The sequence below is a fragment of the Blastococcus saxobsidens DD2 genome, assembly GCF_000284015.1.
GTDB classification, from domain to species: Bacteria; Actinomycetota; Actinomycetes; order Mycobacteriales; family Geodermatophilaceae; genus Blastococcus; species Blastococcus saxobsidens_A.
Map to the genome: position 1 here is coordinate 4717334 of NC_016943.1, position 25397 is coordinate 4742730.

Annotated in this window: 21 protein-coding genes and 1 pseudogene; 11 read left to right on the top strand and 11 right to left on the bottom strand. The window is 71.5% G+C overall.

Annotation, left to right across the window (positions count from 1 at the left end):
- Positions 1-9: 9 nt before the first annotated feature.
- The 3 genes and pseudogenes from BLASA_RS22390 to BLASA_RS23765 all read right to left on the bottom strand — a co-directional run bounded on the left by BLASA_RS22390 (position 10) and on the right by BLASA_RS23765 (position 4153).
- Positions 10-1433 (bottom strand): annotated as a pseudogene (locus BLASA_RS22390) (IS3 family transposase).
- A gap of 378 nt (positions 1434-1811) precedes the next feature.
- Positions 1812-3566, bottom strand: a complete 1755-nt coding sequence (locus BLASA_RS22400; RefSeq protein WP_014378562.1) for an IS30 family transposase — start codon at positions 3564-3566, stop codon at positions 1812-1814.
- Between the two features lie 203 nt (positions 3567-3769).
- Positions 3770-4153 carry a hypothetical protein gene (locus BLASA_RS23765; protein ID WP_166486632.1) on the bottom strand — a complete coding sequence of 128 codons (384 nt, stop codon included), beginning with the start codon at positions 4151-4153 and terminating at the stop codon, positions 3770-3772.
- A gap of 112 nt (positions 4154-4265) precedes the next feature.
- On the opposite strand from BLASA_RS23765, the gene BLASA_RS23770 reads away from it, so the two are divergent.
- The 6 genes from BLASA_RS23770 (at position 4266) to BLASA_RS22430 (ending at position 9331) form a co-directional block, all read left to right on the top strand.
- Positions 4266-4496: a hypothetical protein gene (locus tag BLASA_RS23770; RefSeq protein WP_051005097.1), complete on the top strand. Its 231-nt coding sequence runs from the start codon at positions 4266-4268 to the stop codon at positions 4494-4496.
- A 340-nt stretch (positions 4497-4836) separates the two neighbouring features.
- Complete coding sequence (locus tag BLASA_RS22410; protein WP_041775914.1) at positions 4837-5073, top strand: hypothetical protein; 237 nt, start codon at positions 4837-4839, stop codon at positions 5071-5073.
- A 186-nt stretch (positions 5074-5259) separates the two neighbouring features.
- Positions 5260-6222 (top strand): ABC transporter substrate-binding protein, encoded by a 963-nt coding sequence (locus tag BLASA_RS22415; protein WP_014378565.1) that lies wholly within the window; start codon positions 5260-5262, stop codon positions 6220-6222.
- An 81-nt stretch (positions 6223-6303) separates the two neighbouring features.
- Positions 6304-7437: a FecCD family ABC transporter permease gene (locus tag BLASA_RS22420; protein WP_197536246.1), complete on the top strand. Its 1134-nt coding sequence runs from the start codon at positions 6304-6306 to the stop codon at positions 7435-7437.
- Complete coding sequence (locus BLASA_RS22425; protein ID WP_014378567.1) at positions 7434-8510, top strand: FecCD family ABC transporter permease; 1077 nt, start codon at positions 7434-7436, stop codon at positions 8508-8510. Before BLASA_RS22420 ends, BLASA_RS22425 begins: the two co-directional genes overlap by 4 nt.
- Before the next feature lie 62 nt (positions 8511-8572).
- Positions 8573-9331, top strand: a complete 759-nt coding sequence (locus BLASA_RS22430; RefSeq protein WP_269446708.1) for an ABC transporter ATP-binding protein — start codon at positions 8573-8575, stop codon at positions 9329-9331.
- Between the two features lie 247 nt (positions 9332-9578).
- Here the strand turns inward: BLASA_RS22430 and BLASA_RS22435 are convergent, their stop codons facing one another.
- The 5 genes from BLASA_RS22435 to BLASA_RS26135 all read right to left on the bottom strand — a co-directional run bounded on the left by BLASA_RS22435 (position 9579) and on the right by BLASA_RS26135 (position 14044).
- On the bottom strand, positions 9579-9860 hold the full coding sequence (locus BLASA_RS22435) for a hypothetical protein (protein WP_014378569.1): 282 nt from the start codon (positions 9858-9860) through the stop codon (positions 9579-9581).
- Between the two features lie 104 nt (positions 9861-9964).
- Positions 9965-10969 (bottom strand): EAL domain-containing protein, encoded by a 1005-nt coding sequence (locus BLASA_RS23775; protein ID WP_014378570.1) that lies wholly within the window; start codon positions 10967-10969, stop codon positions 9965-9967.
- Positions 10970-11394: 425 nt separating this feature from the next.
- Positions 11395-12273, bottom strand: a complete 879-nt coding sequence (locus BLASA_RS22445) for a hypothetical protein (RefSeq protein WP_014378571.1) — start codon at positions 12271-12273, stop codon at positions 11395-11397.
- A 130-nt stretch (positions 12274-12403) separates the two neighbouring features.
- Positions 12404-13090 (bottom strand): methyl-accepting chemotaxis protein, encoded by a 687-nt coding sequence (locus BLASA_RS26130; RefSeq protein ID WP_014378572.1) that lies wholly within the window; start codon positions 13088-13090, stop codon positions 12404-12406.
- Positions 13091-13129: 39 nt separating this feature from the next.
- Positions 13130-14044 (bottom strand): MCP four helix bundle domain-containing protein, encoded by a 915-nt coding sequence (locus tag BLASA_RS26135; RefSeq protein ID WP_014378574.1) that lies wholly within the window; start codon positions 14042-14044, stop codon positions 13130-13132.
- 130 nt (positions 14045-14174) lie between these two features.
- On the opposite strand from BLASA_RS26135, the gene istA reads away from it, so the two are divergent.
- Entirely contained in the window at positions 14175-15746 is a 1572-nt protein-coding gene (gene istA / locus BLASA_RS22455) for an IS21 family transposase (RefSeq protein WP_014374933.1), read from the top strand.
- The gene (gene istB / locus BLASA_RS22460) at positions 15743-16564 is read left to right on the top strand and encodes an IS21-like element helper ATPase IstB (RefSeq protein ID WP_014374932.1); all 822 of its coding nucleotides are present in this window, start codon (positions 15743-15745) and stop codon (positions 16562-16564) included. Before istA ends, istB begins: the two co-directional genes overlap by 4 nt.
- Positions 16565-18377: 1813 nt before the next feature.
- Here the strand turns inward: istB and BLASA_RS22470 are convergent.
- Positions 18378-19055, bottom strand: coding sequence for an RES family NAD+ phosphorylase (locus BLASA_RS22470; protein WP_014378579.1), 678 nt, complete (start codon positions 19053-19055; stop codon positions 18378-18380).
- A complete protein-coding gene (locus BLASA_RS22475) occupies positions 19048-19425 on the bottom strand; it encodes a hypothetical protein (RefSeq protein WP_014378580.1) in 378 nt (125 codons plus the stop codon). Before BLASA_RS22475 ends, BLASA_RS22470 begins: the two co-directional genes overlap by 8 nt.
- A gap of 449 nt (positions 19426-19874) precedes the next feature.
- Between BLASA_RS22475 and BLASA_RS22480 the strand changes: the two genes are divergently transcribed.
- The 3 genes from BLASA_RS22480 to BLASA_RS22490 all read left to right on the top strand — a co-directional run bounded on the left by BLASA_RS22480 (position 19875) and on the right by BLASA_RS22490 (position 23559).
- Positions 19875-20063, top strand: coding sequence for an exodeoxyribonuclease III (locus tag BLASA_RS22480; protein ID WP_014378582.1), 189 nt, complete (start codon positions 19875-19877; stop codon positions 20061-20063).
- Positions 20064-20071: 8 nt separating this feature from the next.
- Positions 20072-20818, top strand: coding sequence for a peroxide stress protein YaaA (gene yaaA / locus BLASA_RS22485; protein ID WP_014378583.1), 747 nt, complete (start codon positions 20072-20074; stop codon positions 20816-20818).
- 140 nt (positions 20819-20958) lie between these two features.
- Positions 20959-23559, top strand: coding sequence for a SpoIIE family protein phosphatase (locus BLASA_RS22490; protein ID WP_014378584.1), 2601 nt, complete (start codon positions 20959-20961; stop codon positions 23557-23559).
- Positions 23560-23648: 89 nt separating this feature from the next.
- On the opposite strand, the gene BLASA_RS22495 is transcribed toward BLASA_RS22490, so the two are convergent.
- Positions 23649-25334, bottom strand: coding sequence for a DEAD/DEAH box helicase (locus tag BLASA_RS22495; protein ID WP_041776882.1), 1686 nt, complete (start codon positions 25332-25334; stop codon positions 23649-23651).
- Between the last annotated feature and the right edge of the window lie 63 nt (positions 25335-25397).

Consider the following 25397-nt stretch of genomic DNA (forward strand, 5'->3'; position numbering starts at 1 on the left):
AAGATCGCGTTAGTTGTTCTGGATGAGGGCCTCCCTGCTGGGCTGGTTGATCCAGGCGGCGGTCGGCAGCGGTGGCGGGGTGGGGCGCCGGTGGCCGAAGCGGGTGGGGTTGGCCGCGTAGGCCGCTGCCAGGGTCGCGGCCCGCTGGGCGCGGACCTCACCGGCGGTGCCGTGGTGCACCGAGGCCGGGGTGTGCAGCCCGAGCCCGGAGTGGCGGTGGTCGTGGTTGTAGTAGGCGAAGAACGCCTCGCAGAACGCGCGGGCGTCGGCCAGGCAGCCGAACCGGTCGGGGAAGACCGGGGCGTACTTCAGCGTCTTGAACGCCGACTCGCTGAACGGGTTGTCGTTGGAGACGTGCGGCCGGGAGTGGGAGCGGGCCACGCCGAGGTCGACCAGCAGCTGGGCGACCGGCTTGGAGGTCATTGAGGTGCCGCGGTCGGCGTGCACGCTGCCCGGAGCGCCGTGCACGGCGACCGCGTCGGCGATCAGGGCCTTGGCGATGTCGGCGTCCTCGCGGGCGGCGACGGTCCAGCCCACGACGTAGCGGGAGAAGATGTCGAGCACGACGTAGAGGTCGTAGTAGACGCCGCGCTGCGGTCCGCGCAGCTTGGTGATGTCCCAGCTCCACACCTGCCCTGGCGCGGTGGCCAGCAGCTCGGGCTTGGCCCGCGGCGGATGGGTGGCCTGCCGGCGCCGCTCCCGGGACTGCCCGGCCGTGCGCAGCAGCCGGTGCATGGTCGACATCGAGCACAGGTAGCTGCCCTCGTCCAGCAGCGTCGCCCAGCACTGGGCCACGGACTTGTCGGCGAACCGGGCGCTGTTGAGCGTGGCCAGCACCTGCTCCCGCTCGGCGTCGGTGAGCGCGTTCGGCGGTGCCGACCGCGGCGGCTTGTCCTGCCGGGGCGCCGGTGGAATCTGGGCGCGGTAGTGCGTTGCGCGTGACCAGCCCAGCAGCGCACACGCCTGCGTGGTCGAGGTGTGCGCGGCCAGCTCGGCCACCGCTGGGGCGATCACTTCTTCGACGGCTTGTCGGTGTCCGCGCTCTCGGAGAGCAGTTCCAAGAGCGCGTGTGCTTTTCCCACAACGTCCAGGGCGGCCTTGGTCTTGGCCAGCTCGGCCTCGGCCCGCTCCGCGCGGGCCCGCAGCCGCTCGAGCTCGACCTGCTCCGGCGTTCGCTTGGCCGGCCGCGGGCGGCTCTCCAGCCCGGCCAGGGCGCCGGCGTCGCGGGCGCGGCGCCACTCGACCAGGTGCGAGGAGTACAGGCCTTCCCGGCGCAGCAGCGCGCCCCGCTGGCCGGGCTCGGTGGCGTCGTACTCGGCCAGGATCTGCAGCTTGTACTCGGCGGTGAAGGAACGCCGCCGGGGACGCTCGGCTCGAGGACTCACCTGTCCATCGTCGGTCACTGGCGCAGCGGAAAGGTCTGCCGTCGTCATCGTCATCGTGATCAACCTGTCTCGCCCTGTGCGGAGGGAGAAAGAACTACCCGAGGTGTCTCACGTCAGCCTGACGCACAGGGCACCGCCGACCGCATGAACCACCTGTGGACGCACGGCTCCGACATCGACCGCTACCTGTACTGACTCTTCTTACTTGAGGTGGGGGCTGGTGTGCCCGCCGCCGATCAGGAGCATGCGTAGCCGGTAGTTGTCCCGGTTGGGGAACCTCGGGTCCGGTGATGACGGCGCCACGTCACCGAAGGCATCGGGTGACGGCTGTCCACGCAAGACCCGCCCGGTGGCCGGTCCCGCACAGGTGCGGTGAATTCCAGCGGTCGACGCAACGCGAGCCCGTGTTGATCTTCGTTGCAGAGCCTAGCCGTGTGACGGTGGGAGGGAAGGGCTTCGCATTTCGGCGCGGAAGCGGGCGGCTGGGGTGTCGTAGTTCAGGCCTTTGCGGGGGCGGGTGTTCAGTTCGTGCATGACCGCGGCGACGTGGGCGTCGGTGTGCACGGACAGGTCGGTGCCTTTGGGGAAGTACTGGCGCAGGAGGCCGTTGTAGTTCTCGTTCGCGCCGCGCTGCCAGGGGCTGCAGCGCTCGGCGAAGTAGATCGCCACGCCGGTGGCTCGGGCCAGCTCGCGGTGTCGGGCCATCTCCACGCCCTGGTCCCAGGTCAGGGTGCGTTTCATGTGCGCGGGCAGGGGCGCGAACGCGGCGGTGGCGGCGGCGTTGACCGTCTCGGCGGTGTGATCGACCGGCAGGTTGATCACGATGCCGTACTGGGTGGTGCGTTCGCGCAGGGTCATCATCGCTGAGGCGCACCCCACGCCGAGGATGAGATCGCCTTCCCAGTGCCCGGCCTGCTGTTTGGTCTCCACCTCGGCTGGCCGCTGGTCGATCATGGTCATGTCGCGGACGGCGGCGCCGTGCCCGGATCGGGTCAGCCAGCGGGACTTGCGGATCCGCCGGCCGGTGCGCAGCTTGCGGCAGTAGCGCTTGTGCAGTCCCTGGCCGCCGGGCACCAGCAGCGCCCGGTAGATCGTCTCCGGGCACAGCCACATCGTCGGGTCGGTCGGGTAGGTGCGGCGCAGCCAGCCGCTGATCTCATCGGGTGACCAGCACCGGTTGAGCTTGCGCTGCACGAGCGTGCGCAGCCTCGGGTGGGCGATTAGCTTGTGCTGTCGGGGCCGGCGGCGCTGCTGGGCCGCGACGTGATCGGCGTGGTGGGGCAGGTAGCGGCCGTGCTCGTCGCGGTGTCGGTCCAGCTCCCGTTTGATCGTCGAGGGGTAGCGGCCCAGCTCGGCGGCGATCACCCGGATCGAGTAGTCCAGCCGCAGCAGGTCGGCGATCTGCAGCCGTTCGCGCAGCGACAGGTAGCGGCTTGAGCGCTCGGTGGGCCGGGACGGCGGGGCGGTCTGCTGGTGGCGGCGGGCGCGGATGCGTGCGCCGGTTTTCCTGTGCACGCCCAGGATCGTGGAGGCGGCGGTGTTGCTCAGCCCGGCACGCATCAGCTCCCAGTAGCGCGTGTCGCGCGCCAGCACGTCCGAGCGCGGTGCCCGCCGGCGGGTGAGTTCCTCGGCATGGCGTGCCGAGGTGCGAAGCGCACGCCGCTCAAGAGCCTCCCGCTCCCGGCGGGCGTGCTCATCGGCGCGGCGCCGTTGGTCCTCCCACTGCCTGGCCAGGGGCGTCGGTATCCGCAGCCGCAGCGCGGCGGCCCGCGCGGTCAGGCCCTGCTTGCGCAGCTGCCCGTAGCGGCCGCGCCACCACCGATAGCCCGTCGAACGACCCACCCCGGCGGCTCGAGTTGCCGCGCCGATCGAGTCGCCGCCTGCGAAGCGGCGCCAGAAGGCGTCCTCGACCCCGGCGTCGACGGCCAGGTGATGCCGCCCGCGGGGGCCCGGTCGCTGCCGTTCCCAGTCGACCATAAGTGGGGAGCAGTAGCCCAGCTCGGCCGCGGCCTGCTCGACGCTGAGGCCCTCGTCCCGCAGCGCGAGGAACGCCTCCCGCAGCCACCGGTAGCCAGTCTCCTTGCCGATCCCGGCGGCGCGGGCGGACGGTTTGAGACCCCGCCCCTCCTTGACCGCCGCCAGGAACCGGATACCAGCAGCGGAATCCCGTCGCGCATGCACCAATGACCGCCTTCAAAGAAGGCGTTGCGTCGACCGATAGAACCTGGGGTGCCCCAACCGGGACACCCCTGGGCCGAGTCTGACCCGCAGATATAGGACGCTATCTGAGGGTCCTTGTCCCACCCCGCGGCTAGCGTCGGGGCGTGACCGTGGACGACGAGGGGAAGTCCGCCGAGGACTGGCGGGTGGTCATCCGGCGCCAGTTACAGGACGCGGTCACCACTTGGGTCCGGCCCATCGCGGAGCAGATCGCCGCAGGGCTCGCCGCCAACCCGCAGTTGATCGCCGCGATCGACCGGCTGCTCGAGCAGCTGCCCGAGAACTGGCCCCGCCGGGGCCTCAGGCTCGAGCGGGTCACCGAGGTCATCCAGGGCGACGGGCTGCCTCTGGTGTGGGTTCCACCGGCCGAGGTCGTCGCGGCCGTCCTCGCCGCCCCGCACCGCGACGCCCGTGTCGCGGTATTGCTCGACCACGCCGACGAGCTGGTGCAGGACTGCCGCCGCGTCCTGGCCGAGGTCAACGCCGAACGCCTCGTCACCCAGCTGCCCCTCGCGCCGCGCGTTCTCGATGCCTTCGAGGCCGGCCATCACGAGGCGGCACAGGCTCTCGCAGTCGTCGTGACCGATGCGGTCATCGCCAGCTGGCTTCCCGGCAAGTACGAGGTCGGTCGCCGAGGCCGTTCACTTCAATTCCAAGGAGGTGTCGATCCAGGAGGTCCGAGTTCAGGCGGCCGTCGCCCCCCTGGCGAACTTCAAGGCGCCCTACTTCACCGGAGACGGCGACAGACCGGACGCGCTCAACCGCCAGGTGACGGTCCACTACGCCGACGCCGAGCACTTCAATCACGGCAACGCCCTGGTGGCCTGCCTGCTGATGACGTCGGTCCTGCGGGCACTGCAGGAGTTCGAGGAAGAGGAAGGCGACGCATGACAGCTCTTCTGCCGATGGCAGCCGCGATTGCGGCCCCCGTCCCAGCCGTCCGCCCCGCTCCGCTCGACCGCCTTCCCGGCACCCCCGGCGACGACCCGCTCCTGCGCCTTGCCGCCGGCTGGCTGGTGGGCCACCCGGCCAGGACGGCCACCGCCTACCGCCGCGACCTGGAGGCGTGGGCGCGCTGGTGCACGCCCCTCGGCATCCACCCGTTGGCCGCTGAGCGCCGCCACGTCGACGCCTGGGTGCGCCACTTGACCACCGAGCCCCAGCCGCGTACCGACCGGCCGGCTGTGGCCGCCTCGGTCGCCCAGGTGGTCACCTACTCCCCCATCGCATCGTGCGCCGGCCCAGGGTCTCCGACGAGTACCAGGCCCGTCGGGCTGACCGCCGGCGCGAGCTCCGCCAGCTGCTCGCCGTGGCGACGGCGCACTCTGCCCGCTCGGCCGCGCTGGTGTCGGTGCTGACCTTCTGCGGGTTGCGCATCTCCGAGGCCTCGACGCCGACGTCCGGGACTACGGACACGACCACGGCCACCGCGCACCGCCACAGATGGCGTGAGCACACGATCTTCTGAATACGCGGGTTGACCTGGGCGGGGGTTTGCAGGGCGCGGCGGCCGTGCGCCAACGTGATCCCGCGCGGTCGAGTAAGGTCAGCCTTGCCTTACCAGGGTGGTCCTGAGCTGACCCGCTCGCGTCTCGGCTCTGGGGGCACCGATCGGCCTTGCGACTTCGTCGCTGACTCCCGGAAGGATCCCCCTATGCGCCTACGATCCCTTACCACCGCCGTCCTCACCGTGGCGGCTCTGAGCGCCTGCGGCTCCTCGGCGGAGGACGTCGCCGAGGAGCCGCAGCTCGCGGATGAGCCGGCGGTCGAGGAGGAGGTCGACGCGGCCGAGCCCCGGCTGGTCGAGCATGCGATGGGGGCCACCGAGGTCCCGGCCGATCCGGAGCGGGTGGTGGTCCTCGACACCCCGCACCTGGACACGGCGCTGTCCCTGGGGGTGACCCCGGTGGGGTCGGTGCAGTCCAGCGTCGCCGAGGGCCTTCCCGGGTACCTCGGAGACCGCACGGAGGGCATCGAGATCGTCGGGACGATCGAGGAGCCCGACCTGGAGGCCATCGCGGCGCTGGACCCCGACCTGATCCTGTCCTCGCAGGTGCGCCACGAGCAGATCTATGACCAGCTCAGCCAGATCGCCCCGACGGTCTTCACCGACTACGAGGAAGGCTGGCAGGCGATCTTCGACACCTCCGCGGAGGCGCTGGGGCTGGCCGAGGAGGGCGAGCAGGCGCTGGCCGAGTACGAGCAGCAGGCCGACGAGGTCGGCGAAGCCATCGGCGCCGAGGGGGCCACCGCCTCGCTCGTGCGGTTCCTGCCCGACGAGACCCGTATCTACGGCCCGGAGACCTTCGCCGGCAGCGTGCTCACCGACGTCGGGTTCGAGCTTCCCGAGCTGGGCTACGACGAGTACTCGATGGCCTACATCAGCCCTGAGCAGATCGAGCAGGCCGCGGCCGACGTGATCTTCTCCACCACCTACGGCGACCCGGCGGCGACCACCCAAGGTGCGGTCACGGCCCTGTGGGAGAACCTGGAAGCGGTTCCCGACTGCCAGTTCGACGTCGAGGACGACGAGTGGATGCTCGGTATCGGACTGATCGGAGCCGAGATCGTCCTCGACGACGTCGAATCGTTCCTGGCTGAGGGCAGCTGTCTGTGACCGATGGGCCGGCGGGCGCGGCTGGTGGCCGCCGCCGCGCCCGCCGGCCGCGGCGTTCCATCCCAGCCGGAGCCTCCGCCGTTGCCCTCCTCCTCCGAGATCGGGGTGCCCCCGATGGTCCGCACCGCCCGTTCCGACCGGCAACCGGCTCCGGTGTCCCAGACCGTCCGTCCTGACCAGCGGCCGGCTCCGGTCGCCTCCCGCCGGGCCGGCGGCCTGCGACCTGCCCTGCTGTCAGTGGGATTGCTGGCCAGCCTCGGCGTGCTGGTCGCCACCATCCTGGTGAGTCTGCGGTTCGGTTCGGTCCCGCTGTCGACCGCGACGGCGATCGAGGCGTTCACGACGTTCGACGGCTCGACCGAGCATCTCATCGTCCGCAAGTCGCGGCTGCCCCGGACGGTGATCGGGCTGGGTGTCGGCGCGGCGCTGGCCGTCGCCGGGGTCGGCCTGCAGGCGGTGACCCGCAACCCGCTGGGATCCCCGGAGATCCTGGGACTCAACGCCGGGGCGTCCTTCGCGGTGGTGACCGCCGTCCACCTGTTCGGGATCGTCTCCCCGTCGGCCTACATCTGGTTCGCCTTCGCCGGAGCGCTGGTGGCGATGACCCTGGTGTTCCTGATCGCCTCGGCCGGCCGCGACGGTGCGACCCCGGTGAAGCTCGCGCTCTCCGGCGCCGTGGTCACGGCGCTGTTGGGCTCGTGGATCTCGGCGATCCTGGTGCTCGACGAGCGCACCCTGGACCAGGTGCGGTTCTGGCTCGCCGGGTCGCTGGTCGGCCGGGATCTGGCGGCCTTCGCCGAGGTCGCCCCCTTCCTGGTCGTGGGCCTGGCCCTCGTCGGGGCCATGGCGCGACAGTTCGACACGCTGAGCCTCGGCGAGAGCCTCGCGGCCGGGCTGGGCCAGCGGACCCGGGCAGTCCGTGCCGCCACCGTCCTCGCCGTGGTCCTGCTGGCCGGCGCCGCGGTCGCGGCCGCGGGTCCGATCGCCTTCATCGGGCTGGCCGTGCCGCACGCCGTCCGAGCCGTCGTCGGCCCCAGCCACGGCTGGCTGCTGCCCTACTCCGCCATCTACGGCGCCGTCCTGCTGCTGGCCGCCGACGTGCTCGGGCGCATCGTGGCCCGGCCCAGCGAGATCGACGTCGGCATCATGACCGCGATCGTCGGCGCCCCGTTCCTCGTCCATCTGGTCCGGAGCCGGAGGCTGAGCGAGCTGTGAGCACCGGAACCACGCTGCGCCGGCGGGCCGGGCCCTCCCGGCTCCGCACCGTCCGGCGGATCCGGCCGGTCCGGATCTCGGTGCGCTACCGCCCGCGCGTCGTCATCACCGGGCTCCTCCTGGCCCTGCTCGCCGCCGGGCTCATGGTCTGGACGATGACCCTCGGTGAGATCCGCATCGCGCCGGCGGAGGTGCTCGCGACCTCGCTGGGGTTCGGCTCCGGGGAGCACGACTTCGTCGTGCTGACCCTGCGCCTGCCGCGGACACTGGCGGCCTTCGGCGTCGGGGTCGCGCTGGCCGTCTCCGGCGCGATCTTCCAGTCCCTGGTCCGCAATCCGCTGGTCGCCCCGGACATCATCGGAGTGATGGCCGGAGCGGGCTTGGCCGCCGTCGTGCTGATCGTGCTGTTCGGCACGCCGGCGGTCGTTCCGGTCGGGGCCTTCCTCGGCGCCCTGGCTGCCACCGCGCTGCTGTACGGGCTCACCTGGCGGGGTGGGGTCGCCGGCCACCGGCTGGTCCTCGTGGGCATCGCGATCCACGCCCTGCTCACGGCGCTGACCACGCTGATCCTCGTCCGCTTCCCGATCGAACTGGTCAGCTCCGCGGTCCTGTGGCTCACCGGCACCCTCTACGCCAGCACGTGGCAGCAGGTCGGCTGGCTGGCCACCGGCCTCCTGGTCCTCCTGCCGGCGGCGCTGGCGTTGACGCCGCGGCTGCAGGTGCTCGAGCTCGGCGACGACTCGGCCGCCGCGCTCGGCATCCGCACCCAGCCGGCGCGGGCCGCAGCGCTCCTGGTCGCCGCCTCGCTGGCCGCGGTCGGGGTCGCCGCCGCCGGACCCGTCGGGTTCGTGGCGCTCATGGTGCCGCACGCCGCCCGGATGCTGCTGGGCCCGCTGACCGGCGGGGTCCTCGCCGCGACCGGCCTGCTCGGCGCCGTGCTGGTGCTGGCCAGCGACCTGATCGCCCAGCACGCGTTCTCCCCGGTGAGCCTGCCGGTCGGCGTCGTCACCGCCGCGGTCGGCGCCCCCTACTTCCTGTTCCTGCTCTGGCGAACCAACCGAGGTGTCTCCTGACCCGCCTGACCGTCGACGCCATCACCCTCGCCTACGATAACGGTCACCCGGTCGTCGACGAGCTGTCCCTCGCCGTACCCGACGAACGGATCACCTGCATCATCGGGCCCAACGGCTGCGGGAAGTCCACGCTGCTGCGTGCGCTGGCCCGGCTGCTGCGGCCCGCCTCCGGAGCGGTCCTGCTGGACGGCCAGATGATCCACCGGCTGCCGACCAAGCAGGTCGCCCGCTCCGTCGGCCTTCTGCCGCAGGCACCCGTCGCGCCGCAGGGCCTCACCGTGGCCGACCTGGTCGCCCGCGGTCGTTTCCCGCACCGCCGCCTGTTCGACTCCTGGTCCCCCGAAGACGAGACGGCCCTGGAGGAGGCGCTCGCCGCGACCGGCACCGGCGAGCTGCGGGACCGGCAGGTCGACGAACTCTCCGGCGGCCAACGCCAACGGGTCTGGATCGCCATGGCCCTCGCCCAGCGCACCCCGGTGCTCTTGCTCGACGAGCCGACCACCCACCTCGACATCGCCCACCAACTCGAGGTGCTCGAACTACTGGCCGAGCTCAACCGCGTCCAGCAGCGGACCGTCGTCATGGTGCTGCACGACCTCAACGAAGCCGCCCGCTACGGCCACCACCTCATCGCCATGCGAGCCGGGCGGATCGTGGCCGCCGGGCCGCCGGAGACGGTCGTCACCACCGAAACCGTGCGCACCGTCTTCGGCATCGACAGCCACATCCTGACCGACCCGGCGACCGGCGGACCCCTCGTCGTTCCGGTCGCCACGCGCACCACCCCCACCGTGGCCCCGGCGGAGGAGCCGGCGCGGTAGGCCTCCGGCCGCCCGCGAGCAGTAGACACAGGACCCCGCTGCTCGCGTCGGGCGCCACTGTCACCCGCTCGCCGTGTCACGCTCAAGAGCGTGACTGATCTGGAGCAGGTGCGGGCACGGGCTGCAGCGGCAAGCCAGGGACCGTGGCAGCGACACGGCAGCGACGTTTGGGTAGAGGGCTCATCCACGCCGTTGTTCACGGGGCGAGACAGGTCGGCGGAAGTGCGACGGCAAGCTAGCCAAGAGGTCACCTGCCCAGCCGGCGCCCGGTGACCTCCTGCCCCTCCTGGGTCAGGGCATATCGGTCGCCGGTGTGGCCGTTTGCTGGCACGACTTCGTGAACCAATCCCCGCCGGTAGAGGCCGAGGAAGGTGTCGATGAGTTCTAGCTGTCGGGCTAGCCAGGCCTCGCGTTCTTTCTGATCCCTGGGTTCTGGGTTGATCGCGGTGGTGACGTCGAACATGCCGACGGGCTCATCGGTCATCGCGAGGACACGCAGAAGCCCGAGTTCGTCGCTGTTCCAAATCATATTAGGGCAGCCTAAGTGCCGATCGCTGGCCTCGCAGGGCCTTCCCCCGCTGGTCAGGGCACCTGACGCCGACGGTGCGGCGTCAGAGTTGGAGCGGGCGCGGCTCAGGCGTTGGCACGGGTCCTTTGTCGCGCCACTCCATAGGTGCCCAGTGGCGAGCGCCGGTGCAGCCACTGGTCCGGCGGGGCGGGGTGACCGAGGAGGAAGCCTTGTCCCAGCTCTACCCCCAGTTCGATGAGCTGGCGACGTTCGGCCTCGTGTTCGATGCCTTCGGCGATGAGGGTGGCCGACGTTTCGTGAGCGAACTGCACCATGGCTCGCACCAGCGCGCGGCGGCTGGGATCTTCCTGGACGGCCCGGATCAGGGCCCGATCGAGCTTGATCAGATCGGGGTTGAGCAGGCTGATGTGTTGGAGGCTGGCGAAGCCGGCCCCGGCGTCGTCGACGGCCAAGCGCACACCGCGCTTGCGCAGGGACCGCAGGGCTCGGCTGAGCGCGGCGTAGTCCTCGACTTGCTCGTGCTCGGTCAGTTCGAGAACAACACGCCTCGTCTTGACACCGGCGAACAGGTCCGCGGTCCGCGGGTCGACCAGGGCCGCCGGGGAGAGATTCACCGACAAATAGCTCGGCGCGGCGATGTAGGGAAGCAGGCCCAGGGCCGATCGTGCGGTGGCCAGCTCGAGTTCTACGCCGAGCCCGAGCTGCCGGGCTTCTTCGAACACTGTGTCCGCTGGGATGAGACCGCGCTGCCCTCCGCCGAAGCGGGACAGCGCCTCATAGCCGACGATGATGTTTCCAGCGAGCCGGCGAATGGGCTGCACGACCACTGAGGTGCCATCGCCGGTGAACAAATGGCGGAGAGCGTCACGCCGCTGGGCTCCATTCCGCTCCAGCGTGCGCTGCTGGTCGAGTTCGCGCCCGATCAGGCCGGCGATGATGGCCATGCCCTGACGTTGGCAAGCGCTGAGGGGTCCCGGCCCGTCGACGGGAACCCCGCGCAGCATGCCGACGACCGTCTGGTCCGGCAGCCGCACGACCACCGCTGCGCCGGCGCTGACGGCAGCGCCGGTATCGAAGGTCAAATCCAGTCCTACGACCTCGCGGGCCACGCCGAGAAGCCACTCCCCTGGCCGCACGCCGGTTCCGGGGGGTCTGTGACCGCACAGACTCGGTGTGCACCCGGGCCACGACTCACCGTCGACACCGCCGGAGGTCCGCAGAGCGGCCAAGGACAAGAATACCTCTGGTGGCTCTGGGTATATGTAGCTCGTCGTCACGGCCTGGGTTACCTTCGCTCGACGTCCACCGCCGCTGCGCAAATATCGCGACAGAGCGGACACGTGAATGTGATCGACACAGGCATGCAAAGCTTGATGCGAAGAATTGAGTGTTTGTGTGCCGATTCCCCATTTAACCCTTAAGGGGTTACTGTCTCCCTCCGGGCGCGGGGCAGAACAACCAAGGCCCTGCCGCTCGACTTCGGCGGGCACGGGCACGACGCAGACGGCGGCCAGCGGGTCGCGGTGGGAGCTTCTTAGGCCGCTGGGGGAAGCGCGCGCCCAGTGGCACACTGCCGCGGCGCGGTGAGTGTGTCGAGGGTTGTCTGGTCCAACAGGTCGGCCAGCGCGAGGCCCTGAACGCATCCGGAGAGGGCGTTCCACACGCCGTAGCCGGCATCGGCCGCGCTCAACCCTTCGTGGCCGAAGGCCACCACGGCGAGCAGTTGGGCGCCGGCCAGGGCTCGGGTGCGGCCGGAAAGGTGGGCGGCCCAGCAGGCGGTGTGCATGGCCTCAGCCCAGGGGCGTCGCTGTGCTCGTCCGAGGTCAACGGCGTGGCGCCAGCGATGTCGCTCCTCGGTGCGCAGGCCGGCCACGGTGGTGAACAGCGTGGTCAGGTGCGCACTTGCGGGGCCGACGTCCGGCCATCCGTGGCCGCAGCTGGCGGTCACCGCGTCGAGGGGCGCGGTGAGTCGGTGATGAACGCAGGCCGGGAGCATGTCGATGGCGGCGTCGGCCAGCACGTCGGCCGCGCGCTCCCGGACGCGGTCGTCGGTGGCGGCTGCCGCGAGATGCTCGGGGCCGAGGATGTCGGCACGCAGCAGCCGCTCCACGGCTGCGGCGGTGCCGATCGTGCTGTCGGTGAGGTACCGGACCAATGCGCTAGATGTCCCCGGCATCCGGGCCGGTTGTGGTGGAACCGCTCCCACGTGCGGAACGTCGGCCGCGACCTCTCGGCTGCGGCGGGTGTCCACGGCGTAGGCGGGCCCTGAGCCGGGATGGGCGTCCGCGAGCCGATGCAACAGGTCGCCATCGGCGGCCAGCGCGGTGAGCATCACTTCGGCGACGCGGCGACCGGCGGGTCGCCGGACCAGGTCGAAGCCGAGCGTGGCGGCGCTGGTCAGCGTGTAGGGCACGGCGCCTCCTTCAGGGATCAGCCGGTCGGTCGTGCGCTGTATGCGGGCTGCGGCCGTCCTCCGCCCCCCATCGGTGGGCGGAGGACGGCCGCGTTGTGTCGCTCCCGTGAGCCAGTGGCGACGAACGTGCTCAGTAGGTGAACCGGGCGACGCTGCTGCGCAGGTCGGCGGCCATCCGGGAGAGCTCGTCGACCGCGACGCGGGTCTGGGTCAGCGCCTGGGTGGTGGATTCCGCGGCGGTCGAGACCCCGACGATGTTGTCGGCGATCTGCCCCGAGCCGCCGGCGGCCTCGGTGACCGAGCGCGACATCTCGTTCGTGGTGGCGGTCTGCTCCTCCACCGCGCTGGCGATGGTGGTCTGCCGGTCGCTGATCTGACCCACGATCATCGAGATCTCCTCGATCGCGGTCACCGCCGCGGTGGTGTCGCCCTGGATGGCTTGCACCCGCTGGGCGATGTCCTCGGTCGCCTTGGCCGTCTCCTGGGCCAGCTCCTTGACCTCGTTGGCCACCACCGCGAAGCCCTTGCCGGCCTCGCCGGCGCGCGCCGCCTCGATGGTGGCGTTGAGCGCGAGCAGGTTGGTCTGCTCGGCGATGCTGGTGATGACCTTCACGATGTTGCCGATCTCGGCGGAGGACTCGCCCAGCTTGGTCACCGTCGCCGTCGTCGCCTGCGCCGCGGTCACCGCGCGGGAGGCCACCTCACTGGCCTCGGCGGCGTTGGTGGCGATCTCCCGGATGCTGGCACCCATCTCCTCGGCACCTGCGGCGACGGTCTGCACGTTGCGGCTGACCTCCTCGGCCGCCGAGGCGACCACACCGGACTGGGCGCTGGTCTCCTCCGCCGACGCCGAGATCTACGCCGACGAGGCGCTTAGCTCCTCCGACGACGCCGCCACCGCATCGGCCGATCCGACGACCGATGCCATCACCGACCGCAGGTCGGCAACCGCGGAGTCCAGCGCCTGACCCATCTGCCCCAGCTCGTCGCGGGTGGTGAGCCCAGTGCTGTGCGTCAGATCGCCCTGGGCGAGGGCGTCGGTGACGTCCCGAACCTTGCGCGTGGCCCGGGCGATCCCCGTAGCGACGACCAGGCCCACGCCGACGGCGATGAGAAGGCCAACGATCATGATGATCAAGGAGATGGTCGTCTGCGTCGCGGCGGAGGAGTCGATGGCCGCGACGGCCGTCTGCGCCTCCTCGCCCTCGAGTTCACGCAGCCTCAGGACGGCCTCGGTCATGGCCTCTGTCAAGGGCGAGACCTCAGCCTCGTTCACAGCGATCCACTGCGGGATGTCACCGGCCGCCGCCAACGGCGCCAACAACTCTTCCTGATTCAGCTCGTACTCGCCGAGCGCCGCGGCCAGCTCATCGAAGGCGACCTGGCGCCGCTCACCCAACCCACCCGCGGTGTACGTCTCCGCGACGGCGTCGAACTCCGCCCGGAGCCTGTCCAGCTGCTCAAGCTCGAGCTGCGTCTCCTGCGGAGTAGGTGCCAGCAGGGCATCCCGGGCCACGATGCGCATCTCGCTGATCAGCCGGTTCATGTCCCCGGTGGCCGCGACGGCCGTAACGTTGTTCTCGTAAAGAGAATTGGCCTGGGTAGTGGCCTCGCCCATCGCCTGCATGCCCAGGATCCCGATGACGCCGGCCGCGGCAGCGGGCACGGCGACCGCCGCCAGGATCTTGGTCTTGACACCGCGGTCACCCCACTGTCGGCGGCCACGGCATTCTGCCCGGAGACGGCCACGAAGTTGCCCGCTGGCGGACATGAGAACTGCCCGCTGATGGTCACGGGATCTGCCCAACACGACGTCGTCTGCCTCGCCGCCTGCGGCGGTTGAGGCCCCTTCTCGGGTGCGCTGGCGGTGCTGAAGCGCCGCTCACCCGAGAAGGGACACCGTGAAGTCTGCAGGGGAGATCATGGAAATTCTGGAAGCGTTCGACCTGACCGGGTCCTACCGCGATGCCGGCGAGCTGGCCGGCTGCTCGCATCACACCGTCGCGCACTACGTCGGGCGGCGTGAGGCCGGCGGGATCAGCGATCGGCCGGCGGCGCGCCCGCGGCTGATCGATGAGTTCCTGCCCAAGGTCGAGGAGTGGATGGAGCGCTCGAAGGGCACGATCCGCGCGGACAAGGCCCACGAGAAGCTCGTTGCCCTCGGCTACACCGGCTCGGAGCGCACCACCCGCCGCGCGGTCGCGGAGGTGCGGACAGCGTTTCGGGCCGGGCGGGTGCGGGTGCACCGGCCGTGGGTGACCGAGCCGGGCATGTGGCTGCAGTACGACTTCGGCGACGGCCCGCTCATCGGCGGGGCGAGGACCACGCTGTTCTGCGCGTGGCTGGCCTGGGCACGGTTCCGGGTGGTGCTGGCGATCCGGGACAAGACCACCGCCAGCGTGTTCGCCGCGCTGGACGTGACGCTGCGCCGCCTGGGTGGGGCGCCGACGTACGTGCTGACCGACAACGAGAAGACCGTCACCGTCGAACACGTCGCCGGGATGCCGGTGCGCAATCAGCAGACCGTCGCCTTCGCCCGGCACTACGGGATCACGATCCACACCTGCGAGCCGGCCGACCCCGCCTCCAAGGGCGGCAGCGAGAACACTGTGAAGCTGGCCAAGGCCGACCTGGTGCCCACCGACACCAACCTGCGGGAGGCCTACGGCTCCTTCGCCGAGCTGGAGGCCGCCTGCGAGGCGTTCTGCGACCAGGTCAACGCCCGGATCCACCGGGTGACCCGCCGTGCTCCGGTGGACATGCTGGCCGAGGAGCAGCAGCGGCTGCACCCGATCCCGGCCGCGCCGCACACCGTCGCGCTCGGGGTGACCCGCACGGTGGCGGTGAACACGCCGCTGGTCACCTTCGACGGCGGGCAGTACTCGGTGCCGCACACCCTGCTGAGCGCCACCGTCTGGGTCCGGGTCCACGGGCAAGGCTCCGGTGAGCGGGTGGTGATCGTGCACGTCGGTGACGCCGGGCCGGTCGAGGTTGCCCGCCACGCCCGCGCCACCCCGGGCAGCCCGCAGCTGATCGATGAGCACTTCCCGCCCGCACCGGTCGGCGCGCTGGACCGCCAGCCCAAGCCGAAGACCGCCGCCGAGGTGGAGTTCCTGGCTCTGGGCGACGGGGCCCGGCTGTGGTTGACCGAGGCCGCCGCGGTGGGCACGACCAAGATGCGGGTCAAGATGGCCGCCGCGGTGACGATGGCCAAGCTCGTCGGCTCGGGCGAGGTGGACTGGGCGCTGGGGCACGCCGCGGTGCATGCCCGCTTCGCCGAGGCCGACCTGGGCTCGATCCTCGAACACCGGTCCGCCGGCACGAACGGGACCAGGCATTCCGCGGCCGAGGACCGCAGCCTGACCCAGGGCACCGCGGGCTGGGCCGCCCTCGGCGCCGCACCGACCACCGGTCCCAGCGCCAAGCCAGGCGCCGCCCCCGACACCGACGCCGACGCCGAGGTGACCCGATGACCGCCGCCACGAGGTCGGCATCCGCGGTGGCGGTCGGACCGGCGGTCGGGACGCCGGCGGCACCGGCGCTGCCGGATGATCTGGAGACGCTGCTGCGCCGGCTGCGGCTGCCCCACGTCCGCCGGCATGCCGCTGACGTGCTGGCCACGGCCAAGGCCCAGCGCTGGGACCCGGCCGAGGTGCTGCGCGTGCTGCTCGGGGAGGAGGTCGCCGGCCGGGACCGCTCGGCGTTGGCCACCCGGCGGGCCGCCGCCGCGTTCCCCACGGGGAAGACTTTCGACGCCTGGACGCCGGAGGCCAGCAGCATCCCTGCCCCAACGCAGCAGGCGCTGCGGACGTTGGAGTGGCTGCACCGGCGGGAGAACCTGGTCATCTGCGGTCCCTCCGGCACCGGGAAGACGTTCCTGCTCGAGGCGCTGGGCTCCTCCGCGGTCGAACAAGGGCTCAAGGTCGCCTGGTTCACCCTGGAGGACCTCGGGCTGCTGGTCCGCCGGCACCGCGCCGATGACACCGTCACCAAGGCCATCGCCCGCGTGCTGCGCGCCGACCTCGTGGTGATCGACGACATCGGCCTACTCCCGGTCGCCACCGACGCAGCCGAAGGGCTCTACCGACTCGTCGACGCCGCCTACGAGAAGCGCTCGGTCGCCGTCTCCAGCAACCTGCACCCGGCAGCCTTCGACGAGCTCATGCCCAAGACCCTCGCCACCGCGACAGTCGACCGGCTGCTGCACCACGCCCACGTCTGCCAGACCAGCGGCGACAGCGTCCGCCTCTCCCAGGCCCTGGCCGGGCAGGGGGTGAGGCCACTGACCTGACACCGGACTGGTGATGGCCAGCCTGGGCAGATCCCATGGCCATCACCGGGCAGAGCGAGTGACCGTCAGCGGGCAGGTCTCACGACCGCCGCTGGGCAGAACCTCATGGCCCTTGACACCCCACCACGCGCGGGATTCCCGCGCGGCGGAAAGGGGGCTGGGCGTATTGGGCATGGCGTTCTCCTGAGTGAGACCGGTGATGGTGCTGCGGCTGTGGGCTGATCCGGCGGGCGAGGACGTCATCGGCCCCTGCGGCCGAGGATCCAGGCCAATCACCGCGAAACGGGGTGTACGACACCGAAATGAGTAGGTCACCGTGCCAACTCAGGAGACGCGGCTACATGTCGACAATCATCCGGCTTCGACCATCGGAAGCCGCAACACCCGCTCACTCAGAAGGCGATTAGCCTCTAGTACTACAGGGCTCAACAACTATCGGGTTCGGCTCTATAACGCCTGACATCTACACATGAGCCTGGCGATGCTCGCCCAGACATTCCTCACAGTTCTCGCGCACTGACATCACGCGAAAGAGGGCCGTATCTGACCTTCGTTTTTCCACCCAAGATCGGGGATGCACGCCCGCCAGTGTCTAGGGGGTCTGCTGGCGTCGATCGAACGCAAGAGCGGGTAGACGATCGTCGAGCGCCCCGCGGACTTCGACACCGCCCGCAGCCTCGGGGGTGCTGCCGTCCAAGGGATACCTGCTTGCCCGCCCCAGCACCAACCGGGCCGACCTCACCCGCTGCGTCTCGCACGGCATTACGATCCCCGGCAGACTCACCGCTGCCGGCACCCCCGTTTCCCACATGCTCCCCGCTGCGACGTCACCTCGACGGGCTCTGGCCGGTTAGCCCGTCGTTCGGACTTTCCAACGCAGCAACCCTGCCCGCGCGCAACATCGTCGCAGTGCTTCCGGCGACAAAGATCCGTCTCACTTACAGTTCGGGGATGACGGGCAGCTGGCTGATGCGGATTGGTCCCCCGCGGTCGATGCAGAGATACCACGATTCCGTCCTCGCCGAGGGATCCTTCATCCTGTACACGGGCGGATCCTTCCCCGGCCCCGCCAGGACCTTGGCCAGGTCCCACGACGCGAACGACCAGTGATCCGCTGCCGACGCTGCGGCGATCCCTACGCCGGCCACGAGGACGGGGGAGGGCCCTGCCAGGTCCGGAGCCGCGCACGATGAGCGGCTCGGGTGGCCGGCGTTGACCCAGCGCAGCCGGCCGGTGTCGACGTCCAGCTGGACAAGTGGGAGCCCCGAACCGAATCTGCCTATCAGGTTGCCGACGGTACCGGCGACGACACGGGCTGCCGATGGAGAAGCCGTGTTCGGTGTCACGGTCTTGGCGCACCCTGAGAGCCTGCGGTCACCCTCCGCGCCAGCGGCACAGCAGGGACGTCACCGTGCCCCCGAGCCGCTCGGACCGACACACCCGGATCACACGGTGGTCCTGCGCCGGGGGTGGGAGCGGTACGGGCGCCACGCGGCCGACGCGGTCCTGCCGGGCGGGATTGCGCTGCCGAACCGCCCAGGTGCGGTCGTCGTCCTCCCTGCGCCGGTGATCGCCGGGCCGGATTCCTACTCGGGGGCAGCCGGCCCGGCTCCGATAGCTGCACCGGACAGCACCGGGTGGGCCTGGCACCTGGTCGTGCACCGGCTGTTCCGCCCGCGCCGGCCGTCCTGACCGGCCCGGTCGCCGGCGGGCGACGAGCACTACCTCCTGTCGCGGTAGCGGGAGCGACGAAGAGGCCGCCGGTCCCCTGCGTGGCGGCGGTGTTCTCTCACCCCGATGGGTTGAGCGTAGATCAGTGGACGCGCAGATCGAACAGCTGGGCGATCGTCCGGAGGCTCGGCATGTCTGGCGTGATCGGTATGAACTCGAGCGGCAGCAGGGGGACGCGGTCGAAGACAGCCCAGCACTCCCACTGGCTGTTCAGCCGCGAGGCGTAACGAATCCCGGCATAGGACGACTCGCCGGTCTCGGGGTCGGTGGCGTTGTAGGTCCACGACGAGATGAGCCGCGTGATGCGCCGGTCGCCGCCGCGGACCACCGAGGTGTCGAGGTCGTGCACGCCGAGAGAGCCGAGGCCGAGCGCGAGTTCGTAGCGCAGGAACTGGAGGGTCTCGACGGCGTCGATGTCGAGGAAGGGTAGCGGCGCCTGCGCCTCGACCACGCGCACGGCCGTTCGGTGGAAGCGCCAGTCGGCCGGAATCGCCCCGACCTCCATGAAGCCATTGGTGCGCCAGTCGGCCTGCAGCAAGGTACGCAGATGTGGCGCGGGCCGAAATCGGGCGAGGGTCTCGCCGAAGCAGCCGTCCAACGTGGTGGCGAAGTAGAGGACGTTGAAGGTGCCGTCCTGGGAGTCGAACCGGTTGTCTCCTGCGGTGCCGTCGGCCGGCCGGCGAGGAAGGTGCGGTGCGTCGCCCCGCCCGACGCGCCAGATGCCGTCGGGCGGAGCAAACACTGACGCCGGCTCAACCACCCGCGATGAACGCCCGGGCGGCGGTGAGCGCCTCCTTGAAGCGTCCTTCCCGGATCACATCAGCCGGGGCCTCGTCGTTGAGCTGCGGGTTGAGGCCCACGAACCATGCGCGTACGACGTGCACGCTCTCGTCACCCTGCAACAGGTGAACGATCATCTGGGCGTGCCGAAGACGATCCTCGGCGTCCTGCCGCGGCTTGTTCTGCCCCGAGGCCCACGTCCCCACCGTCCTCGAGTCCTTGATGTTGGCGATGTACGCGGTCAGGCGCTGACCCAGCACATCCTGCAGAAATCGTGCTGTGTCGGCGATGTTGAACGAGACCGCCTGCTCATGTGCACGAGCGATCTTCTCCTTGTTCGTGACGGGCACGGGTCCCTCCTCCAGGGGTGACGACTCAACCATAGGGGGATGTACGGCAATCCGCACCCGGTTCTGGAGCGCAATCCCACCAGACTTCCCCCTGGGTTTCCAACGTTGTGACAGTCTGGGTTCCCCCCGAGGAACACACCGACCTACGCGCCGCTCGCGGCCAAGCCGCGCAGCGCGGGGCCGCACCTTGGCCGCTCCCCGGAATCCGGCTTGCTCCCGGCTGCGGCGGGCCGGGGGAAGGGGTGAGCCGCAGACCCATCCCGCGGGAACGCGCAGTGCCCTTCTGGCAACTCGCCGGATCCGGCAGCTCGGCCGGCTGCGTTGGGCGGCCGTCGTCGCCACGGGGCACAAACGGGGCACATGACGCTCCGATTGGCACTGCTGGACACTGATTGGATGGAGTGTGTCTTTGCAGGTCAGCAGCACAATCTCGCGAAAGGCCCTGGCCAGTGACCCCCACCCACACGTACTGGGACTACACCCAGCTGCGCTTCCCCCGCCGTGAGGGCATGCGGATCGACTTCGTGCTCGGCTCACCCGCCCTGGCCGAGCGGGTGACCGGCGCGTTCATCGACCGCCAGGAGCGCAAGGGCAAGGGCGCCAGCGACCACGCCCCGGTCGTCGTCGACCTCAGGTAGGGGTCGGCGTGCTCGTCCTGCTCCCCCCGTCGGAGACCAAGGCCCCCGGCGGGGACGGCCCGCCACTGGACCTCCCCGCGCTGACGGCTCCGGAGCTGACGCCGGTGCGCACGGAACTCGCCGGCGTTCTGGTGGCGCTCGCCGGCGACGTGCCGGCCTCGCGCGCCGCGCTGGGCCTGTCCCCGAGGCAGGACGACGAGATCGCCCGCAACGCCACCCTGCTCACGGCCGGCACGCTGCCGGCCCTGCAGCGGTACACCGGGGTGCTCTACGACGCCCTGGACGTCAGCTCGCTGACCCGGGCGCAGCGGGCCCGGGCCGACCGCCGGCTGGCCGTCGGATCGGCGCTGTTCGGACTGGTCGGCGCGGCCGACCGGATCCCGGCCTACCGCCTGTCGGCGGGGTCGGCGCTGCCCGGCCTGCCCACCCTGCGTTCCCTCTGGAAGCCGGCGCTGGGACCGGTGCTCGCCGGCACCGGGGGTCTGGTCGTCGACCTGCGCAGCGGCTCCTACGCCGCCCTGGCCCCGGTGCCGGGCGCGGTCACCGTCACCGTGCTGAGCGAGCGGGCCGACGGCACCCGGTCCGTGGTCAGCCACTTCAACAAGGCGCACAAGGGCCGGCTGGCCCGCCTGCTGGCCACCACCACCGCCGAGCCGGACGACGTCGTGCGGCTCAGGAGGCTGCTGAGGCGGGCGGGGTTGCACGTGGAACATGACGGCGGCGACGCGCTCGTGCTGGTCGTCCCGGCCGACTGAGGCCGAGATTTCGCCGACCGGCCCCGCGGTCGGTTGCGCGCAACCGTCCCGCCGTGACATAACTGCGGGGACCACGCCACCCGAACATCCGCGGTGCGCTGGTGCAGGCATCCGGCGACGGCCGGGGCAGAAGGGCTTCGGTGAACGGAACGGACCGCACGGTCGACGTCGGGCATCGCCTCGGCGACCGCGCGGCGGCCCAGCTGCTCGCTGACCGGAAGCGGGTCGAGGCCGCACAGCAGCTGCTCCCCCGGACCGACCGGGACGGGCTGCACCGGCTCGCCGCGCTGGCCGCCCGCCTGCTGGGCACCTCGGGCAGCCAGGTCTCGCTGCTGAGCGACGTGCAACTGGTGGCCGCCGGCACGGGGGACGCGGCCGTGGGCTGCACCGGCCCGCTCGAAGAGTCCCTCTGCACGGTGACCGCGGCGCTGCCGGCCGGCGATGCACTCGTCGTGACCGACGCCCGCTGCGATGCGCGCGTCAACGACCTGCCGCCGGTGCGGAACGGCGTCGTGGGTTCCTACCTCGGCACCGCGCTGACCGATGCGGCCGGCCGGCCGATCGGCGCGCTCTGCGTCTTCGACCCGGAGCCGCGCCCGTGGGCAACCTCGGAGATCGCGCTCCTGCGGCAGCTCGCCGCCTCGGTGGTGACCGAGCTGGAGCTGTCCGCCCTGCTGCGCCGGTACGAGAACGACCGGGTGCGCTGGGAGCTGGCCACCGAGGCCGGCGGGGTCGGCACCTTCGACTGGGACCTGGACAGCGGCCAGCTGATCTGGGACGAGCAGCTGATCACGATGTTCGGCTACGACGTCGAGAATTTCGACCAGACGATCGAGGCGTTCCACGAGCGGCTGCACCCCGACGACCGCGACTGGGTGGGGGAGGCCCTGCAGCACGCCATCGAGACGTGCGGCGACCTCGACCTGACGTACCGCGTGGTGCGGCCCGACGGCGAGATGCGCTGGGTGCACGCCCGCGGCCGGGCACTGCCCGACCACCGCGACTCCGCGGTCCGGGTGCTCGGCGCCGCGTTCGACATCACCGGTGAGCGCGAGGCCGCCACCCTGGTCACCCGGACGCTCGAGGCGATGCCGGCCGGCTTCTACAGCCTGGACCGGGAGTGGCGGTTCACCCACGTCAACGCCGAGGCCGAGCGGCTGCTGCAGGCCAGCCGCGACGAGCTGCTGGGCCGGGTGCTCTGGGAAGCCTTCCCCGCCGCGCTGAACAGCGTCTTCGAGGACGGCTACCGCGAGGCCGTGCGCACCGGCCAGCCCGTCTCGTTCGACGCCTACTACCCGCCGCCGCTGGACGGGTGGTACGAGCTGCGCGCCTGGCCGAGCCCCGACGGCCTGTCGGTCTACTTCCTCGAGGTCACCGCGCGCCGCCGCATGCAGGAGCAGGCGGAGCGGTCCGCCCAGCGGCTGGCGCTGCTGGCCAACATCAGCGCCGACCTCGCGGGAGGTCTCGACCAGCAGGTCGCGATGGCGCACCTGCCCGAGCTCGTCGTCCCCGCACTGGCCGACTTCTGCATCGTCACCGTGGTCGACCCCGAGGGCCGCCCGCAGGACGTCGGGTGCTGGCACCGCGACCCGGAGATGCGGCCGGTGCTGGAGCGCTACACCCAGGTCCGCCTGGACGCCATGCCGGCCGGCTCCCCCGCGGCCATGTCCCTGCGCACCGGCCAGCAGAACCGCACCCCCGGCCCGGCCGTGCTCGACCTGATGGCCCCGGGCGAGGCACGCGACCTGCTCGCCCGGCTGGCGCCGCGGGAGGCGGTCATCCTCCCGATGCGCGGCCGCAACCGCACGCTAGGTCTGCTGACCATGTACTACGGCCAGAACACTCCGATGCTGGCCGACAACGTGGCGACCGCACAGGAAGTGGCCGATCGGGCGGGCCTGGCGCTGGACAACAGCCGGCTCTACAGCACGCAGCAGCAGCTCGCCGAGGGCCTCCAGCGCAGTCTGCTCACCGAGCCGCCCGAGCCCGACCACGCCGAGATCGCGGTGCGGTACCTGCCGGCCGCCGAGGCGGCCCGCGTGGGCGGCGACTGGTACGACGCCTTTCTGCAGCCCGGCGGGGCGACCATGCTCGTGATCGGCGACGTCGTCGGCCACGACACCGAGGCCGCGGCCGCCATGGGCCAGCTGCGCGGGCTGCTGCGCGGGGTGGCCACCTACAGCGACGCCGGGCCGATGGAGGTGCTGCGGGGACTGGACGCCTCGATGACCACGCTGCAGATCCCGACGCTGGCGACCGCCGCCGTGGCCCGGTTCGAGCAGACCGCCGACGAGTTCCGGAGCGGCGTCACCCGCATGCGGTGGGCCAACGCCGGGCACCTGCCACCGTTGGTGATCGAGCCCGACGGCGCCGTGTCGGAGCTGGCCGAGTGGACCGGCGACCTGCTGCTCGGGGTCGATGCGAGCACCCGCCGCCGGGAATCGGTGGTCACCCTCCGGCGTGGCTCGACGGTGCTGCTGTACACCGACGGCCTCGTCGAGCGCCGCGACTCCGACCTCGACGCAGGGATCCTGCGGCTGCGGGAGGCGCTGGTCGAGCTGGCCGACCTGCCGCTCCAGGACCTGCTGGACGAGCTGATCGAACGGCTGGTGCACGGCCGGCCCGAGGACGACGTCGCCCTCGTCGCCGTCCGGCTGCACCCGCAGGACCGGCCCCGCCCCGCCGAGGCGGGGCCCCGTCGGGTCCCCCCGACCGTGCCGCCGGAGCCCTTCCCCGGCTGAGTCTGGACCCGGCCACGTAGGCATAGGAAGCTTTGCCTACGGAATCGGCGGCACATGCATATGCATAGCTTCCTACGCCTGTGGCCAGATCACGCGCGGTCCCGCCGGACCTGGGCCTTGCGCCCCTTGATCATGGTGGCGCGGAGGGCCTGCACGACCTCGTCGGCCGCCGACTCGGGGACCTCGACCAGCGCGAACCGCTGGTGGATTTCGATCGACCCGACGTCCCGCCCGGTCAGGCCGGTCTCCCCGGTGATGGCGCCCACCAGGTCCCCCGGGCGGATACCGGCGTCCCGTCCGACCCCGACGAAGAGACGGGTGGCGGCGCCGCCCCCCGACCGCGCCCGGGCCGGCGGCTTCCGGTCGCCGCCCCGGCCGGCCGGTGCCCTGGCACCGTCCCGTTCGGGGCGGAAGGAGACCTGCGGGATCTCCTCGTCGTCGTCGACCGGGCCTGCCGCCTCGTGCGCCAGCTTCACCGCCGCCAGCGCGACCTCCATGAGGTCGAACTCGTCGGTGAGCGTCTCGACGACCACCCGGAAGCGGTCCAGGTCGTCGGTGAGCAGGCTCTCCCGGAGCGCACCCCGGGTGAGGTCCAGCCGGCGGGCCCGCAGGTCGGCGACGGTCGGCACCTTCTCGACGGCGATGGGAGCGCCGGCGACCTTCTCGATGGTCTTGAGCATCCGGTGCTCGCGCGGCTCGGCCAGCGTGATCGCCACACCCTCGCGCCCGGCGCGGCCCACCCGGCCGATGCGGTGCACGTAGGACTCCGGCGCCGAGGGGACGTCGTAGTTGACGACGTGGGTGAGCTGCTCGATGTCCAGACCGCGCGCGGCGACGTCGGTGGCGACCAGCAGCTCCGCCGTCCCACCGCGCAGCCGGCCCATCACGCGGTCGCGCTGCTCCTGGCTCATCCCGCCGTGCAGGGCCTCGGCGCGGTAGCCGCGGCCGTTGAGGGTCTCGGTGAGCGAGTCGACCTCCTCGCGGGTGCGGCAGAAGACGATCGCCGCGGTGGGCGCCTCGACGTCGAGGATGCGGCCCAGCGCGGCCGGCTTGGCGCCGCGGGGCACGACGTAGGCGGTCTGCCGCACCCGCGGCGCCTCCCCCGGCGCGGCCTTCTCCCGGCCGAGGGCGATCCGCACCGGGTCCCGCAGGTGGCGGCGGGCCAGGGCGTCGAGCCGGCGGGGCATCGTGGCGGAGAACAGCACGGTCTGCCGCTGCTCGGGCGTCTCGTCGAGGATCGCCTCGAGGTCCTCGGCGAATCCCATGTCGAGCATCTCGTCGGCCTCGTCCAGCACCACGGTGGCGATCTCGCCCAGCTGCAGGGCGCCGCGGTTCAGCAGGTCCAGCGCCCGGCCCGGGGTGGCGACGACGACGTCGACCCCCGACTCGAGCGAGCGCAGCTGCCGGACGATCGGGGCGCCGCCGTAGACGGGGAGCACCCGGGCGCCCAGCTCGCGGCCGTAGCGGTGCAGCGCCTCCGACACCTGCACGGCGAGCTCGCGGGTGGGCACGAGCACCAGCGCCACGGGCGGTCGATCGGTGCGGTGCGCGGGCAGCCGCTGCAGCACCGGCAGCGAGAAGGCCGCCGTCTTGCCGGTGCCGGTGGCGGCCTGGCCCAGCAGGTCGCGCCCCTCGGCCAGCGGCGGGATCGCCTCCTGCTGGATGGGGGTGGGCTCCTCGTAGCCCAGGGCGGTCAGTGCGTTCAGCAGCTCCGGACGCAGGCCCAGGTCCTCGAACGTCACGTGGTCACCGGAAGTGGCTCGTTCGTCGGTCATCGCCACCCATCGTTCCCCGGACGCCGCGGCCTCGCGCATCCGGTCGTCTGGCACGCTGCCGGG

Excerpts from the sequence above, each read along its gene's own strand:
- BLASA_RS23765 (WP_166486632.1), bottom strand. The coding sequence starts at position 4,153 with ATGGCCGGCCTCGAAGGCATCGAGAACGCGCGGCGCGAGGGGCAGCTG.
- BLASA_RS22415 (WP_014378565.1), top strand. The coding sequence starts at position 5,260 with ATGCGCCTACGATCCCTTACCACCGCCGTCCTCACCGTGGCGGCTCTG.
- BLASA_RS22435 (WP_014378569.1), bottom strand. The coding sequence starts at position 9,860 with ATGATTTGGAACAGCGACGAACTCGGGCTTCTGCGTGTCCTCGCGATG.
- BLASA_RS26135 (WP_014378574.1), bottom strand. The coding sequence starts at position 14,044 with ATGTCCGCCAGCGGGCAACTTCGTGGCCGTCTCCGGGCAGAATGCCGT.
- istB (WP_014374932.1), top strand. The coding sequence starts at position 15,743 with ATGACCGCCGCCACGAGGTCGGCATCCGCGGTGGCGGTCGGACCGGCG.
- BLASA_RS22495 (WP_041776882.1), bottom strand. The coding sequence starts at position 25,334 with ATGACCGACGAACGAGCCACTTCCGGTGACCACGTGACGTTCGAGGAC.